13 protein-coding genes are annotated in these 18309 nt (G+C 35.5%); 7 read left to right on the top strand and 6 right to left on the bottom strand.

The features are described from left to right. Positions 1-279 precede the first annotated feature (279 nt). Positions 280-5148, bottom strand: a complete 4869-nt coding sequence (locus tag HM987_RS14815) for a GEVED domain-containing protein (protein ID WP_179008819.1) — start codon at positions 5146-5148, stop codon at positions 280-282. Between the two features lie 487 nt (positions 5149-5635). Between HM987_RS14815 and HM987_RS14810 the strand changes: the two genes are divergently transcribed. The 3 genes from HM987_RS14810 to hemL are packed head-to-tail and all read left to right on the top strand — an operon-like array spanning position 5636 to position 8597. Continuing rightward, positions 5636-6484: a 1-aminocyclopropane-1-carboxylate deaminase/D-cysteine desulfhydrase gene (locus HM987_RS14810; RefSeq protein WP_179008818.1), complete on the top strand. Its 849-nt coding sequence runs from the start codon at positions 5636-5638 to the stop codon at positions 6482-6484. 4 nt (positions 6485-6488) lie between these two features. Next, positions 6489-7307 carry a glucosaminidase domain-containing protein gene (locus HM987_RS14805; protein ID WP_179008817.1) on the top strand — a complete coding sequence of 273 codons (819 nt, stop codon included), beginning with the start codon at positions 6489-6491 and terminating at the stop codon, positions 7305-7307. Between the two features lie 3 nt (positions 7308-7310). Beyond that, the gene (hemL, locus tag HM987_RS14800) at positions 7311-8597 is read left to right on the top strand and encodes a glutamate-1-semialdehyde 2,1-aminomutase (RefSeq protein ID WP_179008816.1); all 1287 of its coding nucleotides are present in this window, start codon (positions 7311-7313) and stop codon (positions 8595-8597) included. A 29-nt stretch (positions 8598-8626) separates the two neighbouring features. On the opposite strand, the gene HM987_RS14795 is transcribed toward hemL, so the two are convergent. The 3 genes from HM987_RS14795 to HM987_RS14785 form a co-directional block, all read right to left on the bottom strand. Beyond that, the gene (locus HM987_RS14795) at positions 8627-8971 is read right to left on the bottom strand and encodes a hypothetical protein (RefSeq protein ID WP_179008815.1); all 345 of its coding nucleotides are present in this window, start codon (positions 8969-8971) and stop codon (positions 8627-8629) included. Positions 8972-9075: 104 nt separating this feature from the next. After that, positions 9076-9519 carry a hypothetical protein gene (locus HM987_RS14790; RefSeq protein WP_179008814.1) on the bottom strand — a complete coding sequence of 148 codons (444 nt, stop codon included), beginning with the start codon at positions 9517-9519 and terminating at the stop codon, positions 9076-9078. 88 nt (positions 9520-9607) lie between these two features. Then, positions 9608-11104 (bottom strand): hypothetical protein, encoded by a 1497-nt coding sequence (locus HM987_RS14785; RefSeq protein ID WP_179008813.1) that lies wholly within the window; start codon positions 11102-11104, stop codon positions 9608-9610. A gap of 151 nt (positions 11105-11255) precedes the next feature. Between HM987_RS14785 and yiaA the strand changes: the two genes are divergently transcribed. From yiaA to HM987_RS14765, 4 genes are all read left to right on the top strand, one after another. After that, a complete protein-coding gene (yiaA, locus tag HM987_RS14780; RefSeq protein WP_179008812.1) occupies positions 11256-11747 on the top strand; it encodes an inner membrane protein YiaA in 492 nt (163 codons plus the stop codon). A 77-nt stretch (positions 11748-11824) separates the two neighbouring features. Continuing rightward, positions 11825-12517: a CPBP family intramembrane glutamic endopeptidase gene (locus HM987_RS14775; protein WP_179008811.1), complete on the top strand. Its 693-nt coding sequence runs from the start codon at positions 11825-11827 to the stop codon at positions 12515-12517. Positions 12518-12560: 43 nt separating this feature from the next. Further along, on the top strand, positions 12561-13439 hold the full coding sequence (locus HM987_RS14770) for an alpha/beta hydrolase (RefSeq protein WP_179010076.1): 879 nt from the start codon (positions 12561-12563) through the stop codon (positions 13437-13439). Positions 13440-13473: 34 nt separating this feature from the next. Further along, positions 13474-14220 (top strand): alpha/beta hydrolase, encoded by a 747-nt coding sequence (locus HM987_RS14765; RefSeq protein WP_229724465.1) that lies wholly within the window; start codon positions 13474-13476, stop codon positions 14218-14220. Positions 14221-14333: 113 nt separating this feature from the next. On the opposite strand, the gene HM987_RS14760 is transcribed toward HM987_RS14765, so the two are convergent. Together HM987_RS14760 and HM987_RS14755 are read right to left on the bottom strand one after the other, a co-directional pair. Next, positions 14334-16820 (bottom strand): zinc-dependent metalloprotease, encoded by a 2487-nt coding sequence (locus HM987_RS14760; RefSeq protein WP_179008809.1) that lies wholly within the window; start codon positions 16818-16820, stop codon positions 14334-14336. Between the two features lie 114 nt (positions 16821-16934). After that, positions 16935-18191 (bottom strand): fibronectin type III domain-containing protein, encoded by a 1257-nt coding sequence (locus HM987_RS14755; protein WP_179008808.1) that lies wholly within the window; start codon positions 18189-18191, stop codon positions 16935-16937. Positions 18192-18309: the final 118 nt, after the last annotated feature.

The following is an 18309-nucleotide window of genomic DNA, read 5'->3' as shown; positions in this document are numbered from 1 at the left end:
TTATTTTTTTAAATTTGAGTAAGTTAAGAATGATTGTAGCGTTGACTAATGATAAAAAATCATTACACATTATGGCAATTTAAATTCCGTATTTTTCCTTTAATTATCATTAAAATGGATCTAAACATTAAAATTATAATGCTGATAATTTCGTATAGAAAATTGGCATCTGGACTGTAAAAATTTGTCTTTTAACGTTGAATTATCTATAACAAAAAAGACCTTGATTATTTGAAATCAAGGCCTTTGTGATAAAATGATATATATATTAGATATAATCTAAATGATCAACTTTTTAGACTTGGTTGCACCATTGCTAAGCGTGACGGTAACCACATAAGTTCCACGGCTTAGATGTTGGGTTTGGTAACTGTAGTTGGTGCTATCCACTTTAAGGTTTTTGTGAATGACACGACCAGTGATATCAAACAATTCAAATGTTTTAATGGTCTCGCGTGGCGCTATGGCATCAATGGTACTGTTACGATTTGTAATCGTTAAATTAGCGAGTGCTTCCTGATCCTTAATGCTAAGGGTTTGCGTACTGAACCTAAGTCGGAAACGCTCATCAAATGTACCTTGATCTGATGTGAATACATAAGGGTTGGCTCTTAAATCGTGAACGCTATTCAGCATGGTATCTTCTAAATAAATAGCTTGATCTGTGGTGCCAAAGACACCATCTAAATTATTGATTCCTATGGTGAATTGTCCCTGTGCAGGTGCTTTAAAGCCCAAAGGAATAATATCAGTATCTTCAAAAGGTAAGGCAAGTCCGTTAATGGCCAATTTATTATCCTTGATAGGGTCTTCTACTATAGAATAAAATTGATAATTGGTGTCGTTTAATAAATGACCGTCATATAATCTGTCAATAGCATCGGTTGCACTAGTTGCATAACCAATCAGCACCGATAACGCCGTGTTGTTTTCGTCAATTAAATCTAACCAGATTCTATGTTTTTCGTTTGATTCAGTTTCATCGTCTGTAGTTGAACCGGTGGATCTGTAGAACCCTCTGTTATCATAAAGACCTCTCATGGAATTATTAAAGACAATTCCGGTTGTTTGTGGAGCGGTATGGAGTAACTGTACAAAAAAGCCTTGACCAGCAGCAATGTAATCACTAAAGCCAAATGGTGTCGATCCTAAATTATTGGCGCTTAGATAGTCATTGGCCGAGTAATTATATTGGTAACCGTCATAAAAAGGATTCGATGCTGAGGTACTTGGAGCTGAGTTGTGTCTCCAAAAATACAAGGTTCCATCAATGTTGGGATTTGCGGCCGTAAAAGCTGCCAAAGATATTGCAGAAGGGTATGGGTTTCCTATTAAATTCCAATTATCATCTTCTGCAGTTGCTGTATTGCCGATACCTGGATAATTAACACCATTATAAGTGCCTCTCTTAATCAAATGTGTGATCTGTCCATTATTTAATTTACCTTCAAACTGTGCAATATCTGCCATTAGTGTGCCTTCTAAATCCCTAATGGCATAACCTTGTCCAATGTTCATGGTGCCTGAGGTTGTGATCCATTCCCCATGATTTCCGGCCGTGCCATTGTTTACGGTTGGCGTCCATTCGTATCTGCCACCAGCTGAAGTGCTTGGGGAAATATCGGACACGTTAAATGTTTCTACAGGTGATGACCAATACACGTAATCATAAGTATTCAACCCTGCAACTTCCCTTTGCACTTTCGCAGTTCCTGTATTTTCATTTGTAGCGACATCTATAACCTGTATGAAATTGGCACTATCCCTAATTTCAAATTCGCCGTTGCTATCTATTGTAACTTCATCTTCTATAGTCAGCGATGAATTGGATTGTTGTGTTAAGGTGGCGCCATCTGCAATTTCTAGATTATAGCCTTTGCCTTTAACGATACCTGTTATTATAGGATCCCTTGAAGTATCAGGGATAATAACACAGTTGGTGTTATTAGGCACACCAGACGGCGTCCAATTATTTGCGGTAGTCCAATTAGAGTTTACTGAACCATTCCATATTTTCCGACCAGAGATAGTCACTGTTGTAGCATCTGTTGTTACCAACGTTGGGCCATCACAAACGTCATAAGAAACTTCTGCAATGTAGGTGGTGGTGTCAGAAGGTGTTACGGTAATTTGTCCATCGTTATTTGGGTCTACAATTTCATTGGCTGCTGAAATAGAGTTTTCATACCATTTTAAACTCGTTATTGATGGTCCGGACGGTACAAAGCGCCAAGCTTCTTCACTTACCTGCCAGTCATCATCCAATGAATTTCTGTCAGGGGCAACAATCCCTTCTGTACCATTTCTCTGAAGCCCAATAGCTCCGTTTCCATCGTTCCAGGTACCATCGATATTTTTCTCTTTTATGTAGACCTCTATAATATTGGTGGCTTCATAAAATACCATCATTCCCGTATATATTATAGAATTATTTTCATACATAGGGACTTGATACCATGAAGCTACTAGCGCTTGGCAACCAGAATCTAATGTAATTAGTTGGTAACCAATTTCGCCACCAACACTAGGATCCACATCATGGTGGGCACCATAAATGGAAGGTCCGAAATAACCTGCGTCAGTATTTCTGAAACTTGGTAAGTCAGTTGTGATTTCCCAACCAGAATAGGAATCAGCCAAACTTGTATCAAAAGATATAACACCATTTGAGCCTATGACACAGGAGTCGTACGTAGTCCCATAAAAACAAAAATCGAAAGGTAAATTAATAACATCGGACCATACATCATCAACGTTTACACTAACAGGATTTGCAAGACATCCATATTGAAATGGCGGATTATAGTCAATAGATTCTACAGCATAGCTTGAGGTATCTCCTAATTCCAGAAATTGTGCTTCTAAAGTTGTTGTATAAGAATCGAAACAATTTAGGTTAATATCCAATCCATTTAATCCTGCGCCACCAGCATCTACAGAAGGGCATCCTAAATCTGAGGTTCCTAAGGCATTAGATGGGGAACAGAATTCGAAGGTGGCATTACTTCCAACTAATGGATTCATTAGGTAATCTGGGCCACCTGTACAATTACTATTATTAAATGCGAACACGTAAAAATAATAGATAGTGTCACTTGAAAGACCATCTAAACTGAAGTTTGTGGTATCATCATTGCCAATAACTATGTTGCCGCCATAGGTGCCAACATTATAAGTTGTATTATCTCCAATTATAGGAATTACACCCGTTGTGTTGAAAACGACCAAAAAACTATCTGCAGTACTTGGTGCAGGTGTGAAATTCATAATCATAGAGGTTTCAGTAGTACTATTAAAGCTTAAATTAGAAGGTTGGTCAGTCGGTTCTGCACACGGTGGTCTAGGCACCACGTTCAAAGTGTAATCTTCTGCTTCCCCTCCAGAACCACTAATACTACAAGGGTTTGGAGTGGAGTCATTTCTATCTGCAACAATACGCATTCGGTAACTGCCTAAAGATGTAGCTGTTGGGATTGTAAAGGTGTCACTAATTGGGTCTGCGTATGAACCACTTAAGTAAACTTGTTCCGCTGTATCTGTAAAATCACCATCATTATTAAAATCTACCCATATACCAAAGCCGTGATTACCACCTTGAAAGTTTGCAGTAAAAGCTATATCTAAACCAGCCTGTTGCGAGACAAAGTTAGATGTAAAATTACCATAACCATTGCTTGAAAAACCGCTGTTATTATTAGTAATATTAGCCATACCTCCTGTGGTAGAAAAATCATCAATATATCTACTTGAATTAGTACTGCTAGGTATGCAATAGGATTCTGTTGTTTCATTACCCGTTAAAGGAGAAGTTCTTAAGTAATCTGGACCACCACTACAATTACCATTAAACGCAAACACGTAAAAATAATAGGTAGTGTCGTTTGCAAGACCGGTTAAATTGAAACTTGTAGTATCATCATTGCCAATAACTATGTTGCCGCCATAGGTACCAACATTATAAGTAGTGTTATCGCCAATCCCAGGAATTGTACCTGTAGTGTTATAGACTACCAAAAAACTATCAGCAGTACTTGGTGCAGGTGTAAAATTAACAATCATAGAGTTCTCGGTCGTACTACTAAAAGTTAGGTTAGTGGGTTGGCTGGTTGGTTCAGTACATGGAGGAATGTCTAATACTGTTAAGGTGTAGTCTTCAGACTCTCCTCGAATTGAATTAGGACAAGAACTTGGTGTAGCATCATCCCAATCGGCAACTATTCTCATTCTATAATTTCCTGGTGTGGTTCCAATAGGGATTGTAAAACTATCATTAACAGGATCAATATAACCATTGTTGTAAAGAGTCTCTCCTGCGTCATTAAAATCTCCATCGTCATTAAAGTCTACCCATAATCCAAACCCAAATCCGTTCTGCCATGTAGGATCTTGAAAATTACTGAAAAAATTTAAGCTTGAACCTCTGTATTGGCTTGCAGATAGACTAGTATAATTGCCATAACCATTTGTAGAATAACCTGTATTGTTGTTTGTAATGTTGGTAACACCACCAGATGTTGAAAAATCATCGATATAATAATCTGAGTCTGACCCAGTAGGATTACAATATGATATAGCACTGGTTACGCCAGTTATATTAATATCGTCTATATAAACATAATCTCCATTACCACTGGCATCACAACGGATTCTAAATCTTGAGTTTGTACTGAAAGTATATGCCCCTGAAGTTAATGTTATGGAATCCGAATAAAGCGTATCATTATTAAAATGGGTTCCTCTTATGTAGTTTGCTATTGTTGTATAACCGCTTCCATCGTTATATTCTACAAAGAAATTTTCTCCATTTTCCATACTTACAGGATAAAATAGAAAACTAAAAGTTACCGAAGAATAGGATGTTAAGTTTATAGTATCACTAAATGTGGAGGAGTCAGTTCCACTGTCGTCTCTCAGTCTTACCGTATCATTACCATTAATATACCCATTGTTATCTAACTCACAATCACCACCTCCATCGTTCCAATTTCCCCAGCCCGATTCAAAATTATCGAATTGAGGTAACTGTGCTTGGGCTAAGCTACTGGTCAATAGTAAACTTGTAAAAAGTAATAAAACAATAGGTTTTTTATCGAAATTTAAACAAATGTTAAATAGACAATATAACGGAGAATGTAGTTTATTCTTCATAGTAAGTAGGTTTTAGACGAGGGATATCTAAATGGTTGTACGTAATTTCTTTTGGTTCTTTGTTGTTTTAGACCTTAAAATTTTGACAAGTGTAATAAAAAAATCCGATAAAAAATAATTTTTATCCGATAAAACGATTAAAAACATCGATAAAACACTTAAATGAGTATTTTTATTACTAAATCTCAATATAATCAGAAATCATTAAAATGAATACGCAATAAGTAATTCACACTAAAGAGGGATAAATTCTTAAGCAAAATTAAAAGACATGCATCTGCTAACAAGTATTTTTCGATGAGTAAACCATACGGTTCGATGGTTGGTAAACTTTAAACTATAAAACAATCTATAAAAGCATTTCATTTTGTTTTTTAATGCTACAAAGAATTTATTAAAAATGAGTTAAGTACTTTTGTAAAAAAAAGATTTGTTTAATTTCGATATTGCTAATCATTATTTGTTTATTGAAAATTCTTCTATAAAAATGGCCATTAAGCGAGAGGACTTAATTCATCCCTTTATTTCTGGAAATAAATACCGAAAATTAAAATATAATATAAAGGAAGCCAAACGCATTGGTGCAACAACATTATTAACTTTTGGTGGTGCGTTTTCAAATCATATTGCAGCAGTGGCTTATGCAGGAAAAGTAAATGGATTCAAAACTATTGGTGTTATAAGAGGTGAGGAGCTAGGATTAAACCAAGAATTAAACCCAACATTACAATTTGCGAAAACCTGTGGCATGCATCTTGACTTTATTTCAAGAGCATCTTTCAGAAAGAAAACCAGTAAAGATTTTATCGGCGAATTAAAAGACCGTTTTGGTGATTTTTACTTACTTCCAGAAGGTGGAACAAATAATTTGGCCGTTAAAGGTTGCGAAGAGATTTTACAAGCAGATGATTTTAATTTTGACTATATCTGTTGCGCGGTAGGAACTGGTGGAACAATTTCAGGAATAATCAATGCTTCGCAAAGGCATCAGAAAATATTAGGTTTTCCTGCTTTGAAAGGTGATTTTTTACAACAAGATATTCGTAAATTTGCAAATCAAGACCATTGGGATTTAATAACGGATTACCATTTTGGCGGTTATGGTAAAATAAAGCCTGAATTGATTACGTTTATAAACAGATTCAAGAGAGTTTATAACATTCCATTAGATCCTATATATACCGGTAAAATGCTATTTGGTGTTTTTGATTTAATTGAAAAAGGGTTTTTTCCAAAAGATTCGAAACTATTGGTGATCCATACTGGAGGCCTACAAGGTATCGCTGGAGTTAATGCCATGTTGAAACGTAAAAATCAGCCTTTAATCGAAGTGTAAAATAATGAAGATTAGATATATAGTCATATTAATAGTTTTGTCTGCAATGAGTTGTGGTCCCAAAAAGGGCATTGTAACAAAGAGGAAAAACGATAGTCGAAATAAAACAGTCGTTGTTAAGGAGCGAGAAAAGGATAGCGAAAAACCCATCGTAAAAGTTAATGAAGCACCTAGTACTGTAGAGGTTTATATAGCGCTTTATGCCGAAATAGCTAAAGACAAAATGCGAACCCATAAAATTCCGGCGAGTATTACATTGGCTCAAGGTGTGTTGGAATCTGGTGTTGGACGAGGCCGATTAGCAATAGAGGCGAATAATCATTTTGGAATTAAATGTCATGGCTGGAAAGGTGCTAAAATCTACCACGATGATGATCGTTCCCAAGAATGTTTCAGAAAATATCAAAGAGCAGAGATGTCTTATGAGGACCATTCAGAATTCTTAACAGGACGAAGTCGTTATGCGAGTTTGTTCAAATTAAAACCAGATGATTATAAAGGTTGGGCCAAAGGTTTGAGAGCTGCGGGTTATGCTACTGATAGGCAATATCCTCAAAAACTGATTAGTTTAATAGAGCGTTATCAACTTTATAAATATGATGATGAGGTCCTTGAAGGAACAGTATCTAAAACTGCAAGGAAATCAACTACAATAATTGAAGGACATAAAAAATCTGTCACAAAAAAACATACGGTAACAAAAGGTGATACCTTATATTCCCTTTCAAGATTGTATAAAACTACCGTTGACGCCATTAAGGCCGAAAACAATTTAAGATCAAATAATCTTACTATAGGTCAACAACTTATTATTCCTAATTAATTTATGTTATATCAAAGAAGTAGTGCTCTGTTTAAAGAAGCGCAAAAGGTTATTCCTGGAGGCGTAAATTCGCCTGTAAGGGCTTTTAATGCCGTTGGTGGTACTCCAATTTTTGCGAAATCAGCCAAAGGCGCTTATGTTTATGACGAGGACGGAAATCGTTTTATAGATTATATAAATTCTTGGGGACCGATGTTATTGGGTCATGCATTTCCGCCTGTTGTAGATGCCGTAATTGAAAAAACAAAACAAGGCACCTCCTTTGGAATGCCAACGGCGATTGAAACCGAAATTGCAGAATTGGCGGTTTCCATGGTACCAAATATTGATAAAATTAGGTTTGTGAATTCTGGGACAGAAGCGTGTATGAGTGCCATTCGATTGGCACGAGGATTTACAAAAAAAGACAAAATTATTAAGTTTGCTGGCTGTTATCATGGTCATAGCGATTCGTTTCTAATCGCAGCAGGAAGTGGTGCCATTACTTTTGGAACACCAAATAGTCCTGGAGTAACCCAAGGAACGGCGAAGGACACCTTGTTGGCTAAATATAATGATATCGATAATGTAAAGGAACTCGTTTCATCGAATAGAAACGAAATCGCAGCTATTATTATAGAGCCTGTAGCAGGAAATATGGGCTGTATTCCGCCAGTTGATGGTTTTCTTGAAGGTTTGAGAGCCTTATGTGATGAGCATAGTATCTTATTGATTTTTGATGAGGTAATGACTGGATTTAGATTGGCCAAAGGTGGCGTGCAAGAGCTGAAAAATGTCGATGCAGATATTGTTTGTTTTGGTAAGGTCGTTGGCGGTGGATTGCCAGTTGGTGCTTTTGCTGCCCGAAATGAAATTATGGATTATTTGGCTCCAATTGGACCTGTCTATCAGGCTGGAACATTAAGTGGAAATCCCTTAGCGATGGCGGCAGGTTTGGCTATGCTAAAAACAATTAACTCAGATAAGGGATTGATGAATAGGCTAGAAGAGAAAACGAAATATCTTCATAATGGTATTTCTGACGCTTTAAATAAAAATAACATTGTCCATACCATTAACAGAATCGGTTCTATGATATCTGTTCATTTTTCTGAGACTACTGTGGTAGATTTTGATTCAGCTGCCAAAGGAAATAATGAGACCTTTAAGAAATTCTTTCACGGCATGCTTAACGAAGGCATTTATATCGCGCCAAGTGCTTTTGAAACTTGGTTTATAACAGATGCCTTAACTTACGAGGATTTGAACACAACGATTTCGGCAGTAGAAAATATCGCCAAAACATTGTAATAAAAAAGCCTCGTTAAACGAGGCTTTTTTTATTGATTTTCTGCGATGTAAGCTTTATAACGCTCATATTGTTCGTCGTTTAAAATCGATTTGACTCTATCGTCCAACAATTTTTCAATTTTTGCAACTTCTGCTTCAGTTACTGGATTAGCAGCTATACGTGCTTTGCTCTGTCCATAAGATTGCAAAGCTGTGTATATTTCGTTGCGTTGTTCTTTGCTAAATTTCACATATTGTCTCAAAGCTTCGGTTTTATCAGCAGCTTCGGAATTTATTTCTTGTTTTGCTTCTAGTTTGCTATTTTGTGCAACCACAGATTGGTTTCCAAGAAACATTGCAAATACAAATAAACATAGTGTAAATACTTTTTTCATTTTGGATTGTTTAATTAAATTCAGGTACTAAAGTAATCATTTTATTCAATAAAATAAAAAAGTATCGGATATCCGATACTTTTTATGGTCAAAAGAAGTTTGATCTAATTGTTTATATTATGCTTTCTTCTTTTTTTATGTTTTTTAGGTTTCATTTTCTCAAACTTAGCATATTGCTCTTCGGTTAAAATCTTTTTCATTTTACGCTTCATTTCTATTTGGGCGTCCAATCTTTCGTTTTGCATCTTTACAATATCTTCCTTAGAAGGTTTTGCTCTTTTTTCGCTATCTGCCGATTTGTTTGCTTTTCTTAAGCTTTGTCTTGTTGTGGCTTCATCAAAAATCAATTGGTGTACGTCTTTTTGTTGCGCATCTGTTAAATCTAATTTTAAAGTTAGCTGTTTCGATTTTAAATCTGCGATGTCAGATGGCGTCATATCCTTTCGTAATTCAGAACGGTTTTCTCTGTCCATCTTGTTGTGTTCTTTTCGTTGTGCGAAAGCGTTCAAGCTTACAAGAGCTAGGGCAATAATTACTAATTTTTTCATCTTTTTATAATTTATTGTTATACTTGTTTAGACAGATGATGATTTAAAACGTTTAATAAGAGGTTTATTTTTAACAGCAAATTTAACATTACGGATTTAACAGGTGAAGCGTAGTTTGATATAAATCCTTGTTTTCTACTTTGCTTTTCAGCCAAGCATAAAAGCTAATTACAAAAATGTCTTCTTCATTAATGGTGACCCATTCAAAGGCAATTTCTAATTTGTTTTTAAATTCTTCGGTACTTACACTTTCTGGTTTTAGGTAATAGTGTTCTGCAAATTTCAAAAACGTAAGAATCCGGTTTTGTCCTATGTTTTTTAGATAATTTGAATACACACGCCTAAAACTTTTTAATCGCAAAAAGAATAAATCGTCTTCCTGTAATTCAATATATAATAGGAGTTCTGAGACGTTTTTTTTAATGACCCAATCTATGCCTGCTTTTTCTTTGTACCATTGATCTGTATGATAAAATTTTGCTGAAATTGATTTCGCTTTAATAAAATTGCCACTTTGAAAGTAAAACATAAAACAAGATAAATGCAGGTCCAATATGGCTTCAAGATCATCGTGTTTTTTGTTCATAACGCTCTCGGTAATTAAAATAGCCTCTTCTTGTTTGTTGCTGTAGTTGAGATTTAATGCTTCAACCAAAGTTTTCTTTAATGTGAAGGATTTATGATAAGCCTTTTTTTTAAGTTGCATCAATTGTTCCATCTCTTTAATATAGTTTAAAGATGTTGCAAATTTTTTATTTCTGAAAAGCGTGTTGGCAATTATGTAAACAATCTGAATTTGATAATAGAGCTGTTTGTCGGTTTCCTTTTTCTGTTTCAGAATGTCATAGCTTTTCATGACGAAGCTTTCTATACTGTAATATTTTTTGGTGACTAATGCCGAAATATTCGCAATAGATAAAATCTGATATAATGACTTAAAAGAAAGAGAAGAATTAATTTCAATTTGATGTGCTTTTAGTAAAATTTCCAATTCAGTTTCAAAATTGATGACTTTTCCTTGATAGCTGACTTCATTCAACATGGATTTCAATTTGGCATAGACAATATTAAGTTGGTCTTCTAATTGATGTTTTTTCTGGTTTACTTTTTGTTTGATTATTAATTGTTCTAAATCTATTTTGGGATAATGGGAAGCATACTGAATTTTGGTATGGTAAATTTCATTAAGTATCGTGAAAAGCAAATGCTCATCTGCAAGCCGTTCTGCTTTGTCCAAAATTTTGTAAGCAATATTGAAATTGTTCTGAAGCAAGAAAGTGCGTGATGCCAAGATATATTTAACAATCTGCATATCTATGGAGTTTTCGTCATCAAGGTTTTTATTGGCAGTAAAATCTATTATAGATTGAAACAAACGTTTTCTAAGCGCATGATAAGCGTTGCTTTTCTCAACATTATAAAGTTGTTTGCAAATGACCTTCGAATCGTCATCGGAATTGGAAAGTAATTTAAACAATTGAATATTTTTAGTGTCTTTCCGCTTATTCTTTTGTTGAAGATAAGACACAAATTTCTGATGGTCTTCAACCGATAATGTGTCAATTATAGATTTAATATCATTCATTTAAACGTCATTAAAAATTGTTTTATCACATTAAAAATAGGCTTTTTTAGATATATATAATAAAATATATCGTCAGTTATATTGAAAATTTGGTTTTATGAACTCTCTCTTTTGTTCGACTTTTGACCCATAATCATTAAAACAAAACAATATGAATTATCAAACGACAGTATCATTAAAAGACGACGAAAACGCTAAATCGAAAAAGAGAGAAAAAAAGGTGTATAATCATAAACCCACACCTGCATTTATTGGAGCTTCATGGACGGCTCTGCTCATTGGTATGGTCGCTTACTGCGTTGGCCTCTGGAATGCCACTATGGAACTCAATGAAAAAGGCTATTATTTTACCATTTTACTCTTTGGCCTATTTTCGGTAATTTCAGTGCAAAAAGCTGTTAGGGACAAACTAGAAAACATCCAAGTTACAGAAATGTATTACGGTATCAGTTGGTTTACCTCAATTGCAGCTATTGTTTTATTAACCATAGGCCTGTGGAACGCGGATTTGGAACTCAGCGAAAAAGGTTTCTATGCGATGTCTTTCACTTTAAGTTTGTTCTCGGCCATTGCTGTTCAGAAAAACACAAGAGATGTGGCTTATATCAATAATGAGTTAGAAACAAAAGAAGACGACGATTAGTTTTGATGATAGGTTAATTAGTAACCCAAAACCTCATGGTATTATAGCTTACTGTGAGGTTTTAAATTAATTACATTATGAAAAATAGACTTACTTCATATTTAATTGAGTTTTCAAGCCTAAATCTCACTAGACCAGCCTCGGACAAGGTTAGAATTTTAGAAATCCTAGCCGTTGTCATCACAGCAGTCAGCAAATTCGTTTTTGTCGATTATTTAAATTGGCGATTATCTTTTGTAAATGTGACCATACTAGCTTGGTCAGCATATTTGATGTATCGCTATAAAAAGGATAAGTTGGTACTTACGGATTGGGGGTTTAGAACAGATAATTTTCTAGCAGTTCTTAAGCTGGTCTTGCCATTTTCTTTAGTTTCTATAATGTCTTTCGTTATGATAGGATATATTCAAGGTACTTTAAATGTCACATGGCATATACTGCCACTTCTCATCACTTATCCTATTTGGGGAACTGTGCAACAATTTTTGACTATCGCATTGGTTGCTGGAAATCTAAATCACATTAAAAGTTTTAAACTTTCAAAACCCTTAATTATATTAATAACTGCTATTCTTTTTTCTGTTGTGCATTATCCATCACTATGGTTAATACTTGGGACTTTTGTTTTGGCTTTGTTCTACGGTTATATCTATTTGAAAGCCAAGAATATTTATGTGCTTGGCATAGTACATGGTTGGTTGGGTGCTTTATTTTATTACACGGTCGTTAATCAGGACCCATTTGCTGATATTTTTATGAAATACCTCTAAGCATTAATTTTTGCTATCTTTAAAAAAAGTATTTGTTATTGATATGTCGTACTGGATTTCAATCATAATTTTAATCTTAGCCATTTATATAGCAGTTAGCATTGCGCTATATTATTTGCAGGATTATATGCTTTTTAAACCTGAAAAACTGCATAAGGATTTTCAATTTGATTATGAAAACCAAGCCACCAAAGAGTATAATTTAGAAACTAGGGATGGCGCCATAATTAACGGTTTGCGCTTTTTTCCGAAAGAGGAAAGCAAAGGTGTGATGCTGTATCTCAAAGGAAATTCAAAAAGCATAAAAGGATGGGGGAAATTTGCCGTCGATTTTACCAGGCATGGCTATAACGTGTTGATGGTGGATTATCGTGGTTTCGGAAAAAGCACTGGAAAGCGCTCGCAAAAAGCCATTAAGCGTGATTTACAATTGGTCTATGATGAAATTAAAAAGCAAACCACCGAAGACCGAATTATACTTTATGGTCGGTCCTTAGGTTCTGGTTTTGCGGCAAAGTTGGCATCCATGAATCACCCTAAACTATTGATTTTGGATGCGCCATATTATAGTTTAACCAAAGTGACGGCACGTTATATGCCATTTATGCCACTGTCCCTATTGATCAAATATCCTTTGCCAACATATAAGTGGTTAAAATATGTGCAATGCCCAATTCATATTATACATGGCACACACGATAAGTTGATTCCGTATAAATCGAGTGTGAAATTAGCTCAGATCAATCCAAGTCTCACAAAATTGCATACGGTTATCCAAGGTGGACACAAAAATTTGAATAATTTTGAAGCCTATCACAACATGTTAGACGATATTTTGAATAGCAAACCTAAGACCATCGACTTACAAACCACAAGTATCAATGTCATCCACAGTTCAAAACCCACTAAAAAAAAGGCTTAAAAAGTTCAGTATTGTACTTTTTAGCTTATATGTTATGATAGGATCCGCACTTTATTTTTTTCAGGAAAAGTTATTGTTTTTGCCAACAACCTTGGAGCAAGACTATCACTATCAGTTCAATCATACTTTTGAAGAATTATTTCTGAAAACCGATGAGAACACGATAATAAATGCCCTTCATTTTAAGGTTGAAAATCCAAAGGGCGTCATACTTTATTTTCACGGTAACGCTGGCGATTTAAGTCGTTGGGGAACGATTGCAGAATATTTTGTTGAAAAACAACACGATGTGCTCATCATGGATTACAGAACCTATGGAAAAAGTACGGGGAAGTTAAGTGAGGCTGCGCTTTACCATGATGCTCAATATTGTTATGACTATTTGTTGAAACACTATGCTGCAGACCAAATTACTTTATACGGGCGATCGTTAGGAACTGGGATTGCGTCTTACTTAGCCTCAAAAAACCATCCGAAACAGCTCATTTTGGAAACACCTTACTACAGTATTCTGGATGTGGCGAAAGACCGATTTCCTATACTTCCTGTTAAACAATTGCTGAAATATCATTTTCCGACCTATCAATATTTACCCAAAGCAACATTTCCAATCACAATTATCCATGGAACTGCTGATGGTGTTGTGCCTTACGCTTCTGGAAAGAAACTTTCAGAATTACCTATTGAAAACTTGAAATTTACAACGGTAGAAGGTGCAGGTCATAATAATCTCATAGAGTTTGAAGACTATCATAACACTATAAAAGCGGTTTTGTTTTAAGGTTTCAGTCCTTTCGATAATTTATAATTAGTACTGGTATTAAATAATTGAAACTAAAAAAAGGCTTCAAATTAATTTGAAGCCTTTCTTTGTTTTGTGAATTATTTGATAAATTATTTTGGGTCCAAAATAAGATCAATACGTTCCATAGCATCTGCAATATGAATTCGACTCATAGCATCGTTACCACGAGCATTTCTAAGTTGACCAAGTAAGGTTTTCAATTCAGCTCTTACAACTGCTCTGATATCGGATTGGCTAGTGTTAACGGCTGTCATTTTTACGTAAGGACTTCTAGATTTTCCGCTTTGATCTTTTGCCGTCATCAAGTAGGCCATTCTATCGATATAAGCACGTTGCAAATTACGTCTGTACGTGTCAATTGATTTTCCAGAACGCAATTCACTCCAAACCCCTTTACGTAAATCGCTCATCATATCTGTTAAAGAATAGCTCGCGCTATCGTAAGTATGTGCTTCTGTTAAACGTTGCATTTTGCCTAAGCTCATGATATTATTAAGCGTTCTTGCTTGCAGTCCTCTAAGGCGCTCCACAGAACCTGAAAACTCTATACGATCAAAAATTTCTTTATCAATTAACCATTCTGGTGTTTCAAATAAATTATCTTGAATAAACTCCATAGCTTCCTTTTGATGTGCCTTAGGAACTGCGGTATAAACCGCACCTTCTTGATCTGCCGTTTTGTAATATTCATAAACGCCACCAATGTTATTGGAAACGTGTCCCATATAACGGTTAAACTGTGATAATACATGACCGTACATTTCCTCTAAATCGTCATAATCCTCACCAGCTTCTGTAGTCCACTCAATTAAATTAGGTACAATTCGCTTTAAATTTTTAATACCATATGCACTGGCCAACATGGCGTTGTCGCCTAGATCCTCGGTTTGAGAACTAGGGTCCACAACATCACCAGCTTGTTGGTGTCCAAAACGGTACATTGAGTCTCCTGCATGTTTTGTAATCCATTCGTTAAGAGTTGATTTTTCCTCTTCTGCCGTTTTGTCTAAAATTGGTCGGTAACCCCAAGCAATAGCGTATTTATCGTAAATTCCGATATCTGGCATTAAGGCCACACCTTCGTCACCAGGTTGTGCAACATAATTGAATCGTGCATAATCCATAATGGATGGTGCTGTACCGTATTTTTTAGTGAATTCAGCATCACGTAATTTTTCAACCTGATAAGCCACACTACTTCCCATGTTGTGAGGTAAACCTAAAGTATGTCCTACTTCATGAGCAGATACAAAACGAATTAAACGTCCCATGACTTCATCCTTAAATTGTGGACTCTGCGCATCAGGATTAATAGCTGCGGTTTGTACAAAGAACCATCCGCGTAATAATGACATCACATTATGATACCAATTAATATCACTTTCTAAAATCTCTCCTGTTCTAGGATCACTTACATGTGGTCCATTAGCATTGGGAATCGGAGAGGCTAAATAACGTACCACTGAATAACGTGCATCTTCAGGGCTCCATTCAGGGTCTTCCTCAACTGTTGGTGGATCCTTAGCAATAATAGCCTCTTTAAATCCTGCAGCTTCAAAAGCCACTTGCCAATCTTCAATACCTTGTTTTATATATTTTCTCCATTTCTCTGGTGTTGCTCTATCAATGTAGTACACAATTTGTTTTTTGGGTACGACTAATTCGCCACGCTTAAACTTCTCGATGTCTTCATCCTTAACTTCTAGTCTCCAACGGTCCAAAAATTGTAAAGATTTACTTTTTTGATCTTCTAAACCATAATCAGTTTGGCTACTTGTAAACCAGCCGACACGTTCATCAAAATAACGACGCTTCATTGGGTTGTCTGGCAATAAAATCATAGAGTTGTTGATTTCTATAGAGATGGTTCCTGTACTGGAATTTGATGGTGGTTTTCCGGCAGCATAGGTTTTTACATGTCTCGCTTCAATATTTCTTGGGTAACTTTTAATGCTTTCAATAAAAGATTTATCACTTTCTAAACGTGAGATTTTATAAGGTGTTCTTGCACGTTGCGACAAGCCCAAAGATTTTACATCTTTTTCAAAAAGAGGCGAGGCATCAATTACCGTACTTGTAGAATCTTTGCTGTATGCCGCAATAGGGAATGTGAATAAAACGGGTTCAAAATTAGAATTTAAAACCGCTTCTTTAACAGGAAGTGAATCAGCAGCAACGACGTTGTAAGATACAACTCTAAGCACTACTTTTTTACCTTTCTTCTCCCAACGCAATACTTGTTCGTTCATCTTTCCGCCTCCAAAACCGAGTCCTGAAGCTGTTTTGGAAATACGGGTCACCATCAACATTTCCTTATTAAAAAGAGAATCTGGAATCTCGTAATAGAACTTGTCATCTAAAGTATGAACGGTGAATAAACCTTCATCACTTACAGCATCTTTAGTGATAACTTTGTCATAAGGTTTTGGATCGTTTTTCCCAGGTTTTTTTCCTGATTGAGCCATGGCTGTGGCGTCATTTTTTGATTTGCCAGCTTTTTTTGCGGTTGAGCATGAAAATGCTAGAAAAGCTGAAACTATAATAAGCAGTTTAAGGGAAAAGTGTTTTAAAATCATCGTTTTTTATAAAATTTCGATGAAAATACAGTTTCTATTCAGAATCTTCCAACTAGACGGGCGTTTTTAGTATTTTTTTAACGTGATACTCACAACCTTAACTTCTACTGAAATTTAAAGTGAGTTCATGTACTCTTGAATCATATCCAAACCTTCTGCATGACGCATGGTAGTTCCAATAAATGGCATACTTAGGCCTTCTGAAAAGAATGAAACCCTATAGTCAATTTGTACACTTTGCTCAACGATGTTACTCTCTTCCAAAGGTGTTTCAAGTGCGAGATTCAGAGAAGACTGGTCAGCGCAAGTACCTCCAGGAATATGACAATGCGCACAGTTGATGTCCATGTAAGCTCGTGCTCTGGTAGCCAACGGAAGTGAAGTGTCTTCCCAATTTGGAAGCACCCTAACTGAAGCGCTATTTTCCAGTCCTGTTAAATACTGATTACTTATAAATTGTTCCAATTGATTTACACCATTAATGTCAAAATTCATAGACCTTAGTTTTGGACCTATAGGAAATATCTCCTCATTATTGGCATGGCAGGTAAAACAATCTGTATTTGATGGTATCTTATAGTTTGTTGAATTTGTATTGCCTGTAGCATCAATCCAAGTCACGGGTAGTGTGCTTCCTTCTAAATCCAATACAGCTTCTGTTTGTGCCGCGTTCCATTTGTAATCTCCCGTTTCCCAAATACCATTTAATTTAATTAAAATACGAGTTTCGATAATTTGTCGTCCTAAGGAAAGATCGCGCTCATCAATGTTATAATAGAACGTTTTTGCAATAACCGTATGGTCTGGAAAAATTGGTAAGCCATCACCATCAAATTCCATGCTTGTGCCTTCTGGTAAAGCAATTATACGTTGTTTGTGGGCATAATCTGTGAACAAGGCAGAATTCAAGTTATATTCAAATGCTTTTGGGCTGATGTTGAGTGCATTTAAACTACCAGTAAATAAATTCAATTCAGAAAGGTTGGTTTGAAATGCTGCAACTACATTTGGAACTAAAGTTGTAAAACTATAAACACCTGAATATGGACTAGTATTACTTGCGCTACAAACCGTTTGAATATATATATCATATGTGGTGTTGGCCTGTAAACCTGTAAGTTCAACGTTTGCATCAGATTCAGAAACTGTTGTTCCGCTACCTAAGGCAAATCCGGAAATGCCATATTCTATTGCGTAAGAAGCTGAATTATTTGAAGTTTCCCAAGTAATTATCGCTGAACTATTGGTAATTGAGTTAGACGATAAGTTAGTTACAGTGTCGCAAACTGGTACAGGTATAAGATCGTCAGTGTCATTACCACAGGAAACCATTAAAACCATACCGACCAATAGAATAATACTCTTTTTCATAATAGGGACATATTTCTTTATTTATAGCAGATGTGAAAATACTAAAAATGTGGCAATTGGCAAGAATTTATTGATTTTAGGATTTGATGAGATTAAAAAAAGGAATTATCTCACCATA

The organism is Winogradskyella forsetii (assembly GCF_013394595.1).
Taxonomy (GTDB): domain Bacteria; phylum Bacteroidota; class Bacteroidia; order Flavobacteriales; family Flavobacteriaceae; genus Winogradskyella; species Winogradskyella forsetii.
Note: the sequence above shows the minus strand (reverse complement) of the source record. Positions and strands in the feature narration are given on the sequence as shown.

Excerpts from the sequence above, each read along its gene's own strand:
- HM987_RS14815 (WP_179008819.1), bottom strand. The coding sequence starts at position 5,148 with ATGAAGAATAAACTACATTCTCCGTTATATTGTCTATTTAACATTTGT.
- HM987_RS14810 (WP_179008818.1), top strand. The coding sequence starts at position 5,636 with ATGGCCATTAAGCGAGAGGACTTAATTCATCCCTTTATTTCTGGAAAT.
- HM987_RS14805 (WP_179008817.1), top strand. The coding sequence starts at position 6,489 with ATGAAGATTAGATATATAGTCATATTAATAGTTTTGTCTGCAATGAGT.
- hemL (WP_179008816.1), top strand. The coding sequence starts at position 7,311 with ATGTTATATCAAAGAAGTAGTGCTCTGTTTAAAGAAGCGCAAAAGGTT.
- HM987_RS14795 (WP_179008815.1), bottom strand. The coding sequence starts at position 8,971 with ATGAAAAAAGTATTTACACTATGTTTATTTGTATTTGCAATGTTTCTT.
- HM987_RS14790 (WP_179008814.1), bottom strand. The coding sequence starts at position 9,519 with ATGAAAAAATTAGTAATTATTGCCCTAGCTCTTGTAAGCTTGAACGCT.
- HM987_RS14785 (WP_179008813.1), bottom strand. The coding sequence starts at position 11,104 with ATGAATGATATTAAATCTATAATTGACACATTATCGGTTGAAGACCAT.
- yiaA (WP_179008812.1), top strand. The coding sequence starts at position 11,256 with ATGAATTATCAAACGACAGTATCATTAAAAGACGACGAAAACGCTAAA.
- HM987_RS14775 (WP_179008811.1), top strand. The coding sequence starts at position 11,825 with ATGAAAAATAGACTTACTTCATATTTAATTGAGTTTTCAAGCCTAAAT.
- HM987_RS14770 (WP_179010076.1), top strand. The coding sequence starts at position 12,561 with ATGTCGTACTGGATTTCAATCATAATTTTAATCTTAGCCATTTATATA.
- HM987_RS14765 (WP_229724465.1), top strand. The coding sequence starts at position 13,474 with ATGATAGGATCCGCACTTTATTTTTTTCAGGAAAAGTTATTGTTTTTG.
- HM987_RS14760 (WP_179008809.1), bottom strand. The coding sequence starts at position 16,820 with ATGATTTTAAAACACTTTTCCCTTAAACTGCTTATTATAGTTTCAGCT.
- HM987_RS14755 (WP_179008808.1), bottom strand. The coding sequence starts at position 18,191 with ATGAAAAAGAGTATTATTCTATTGGTCGGTATGGTTTTAATGGTTTCC.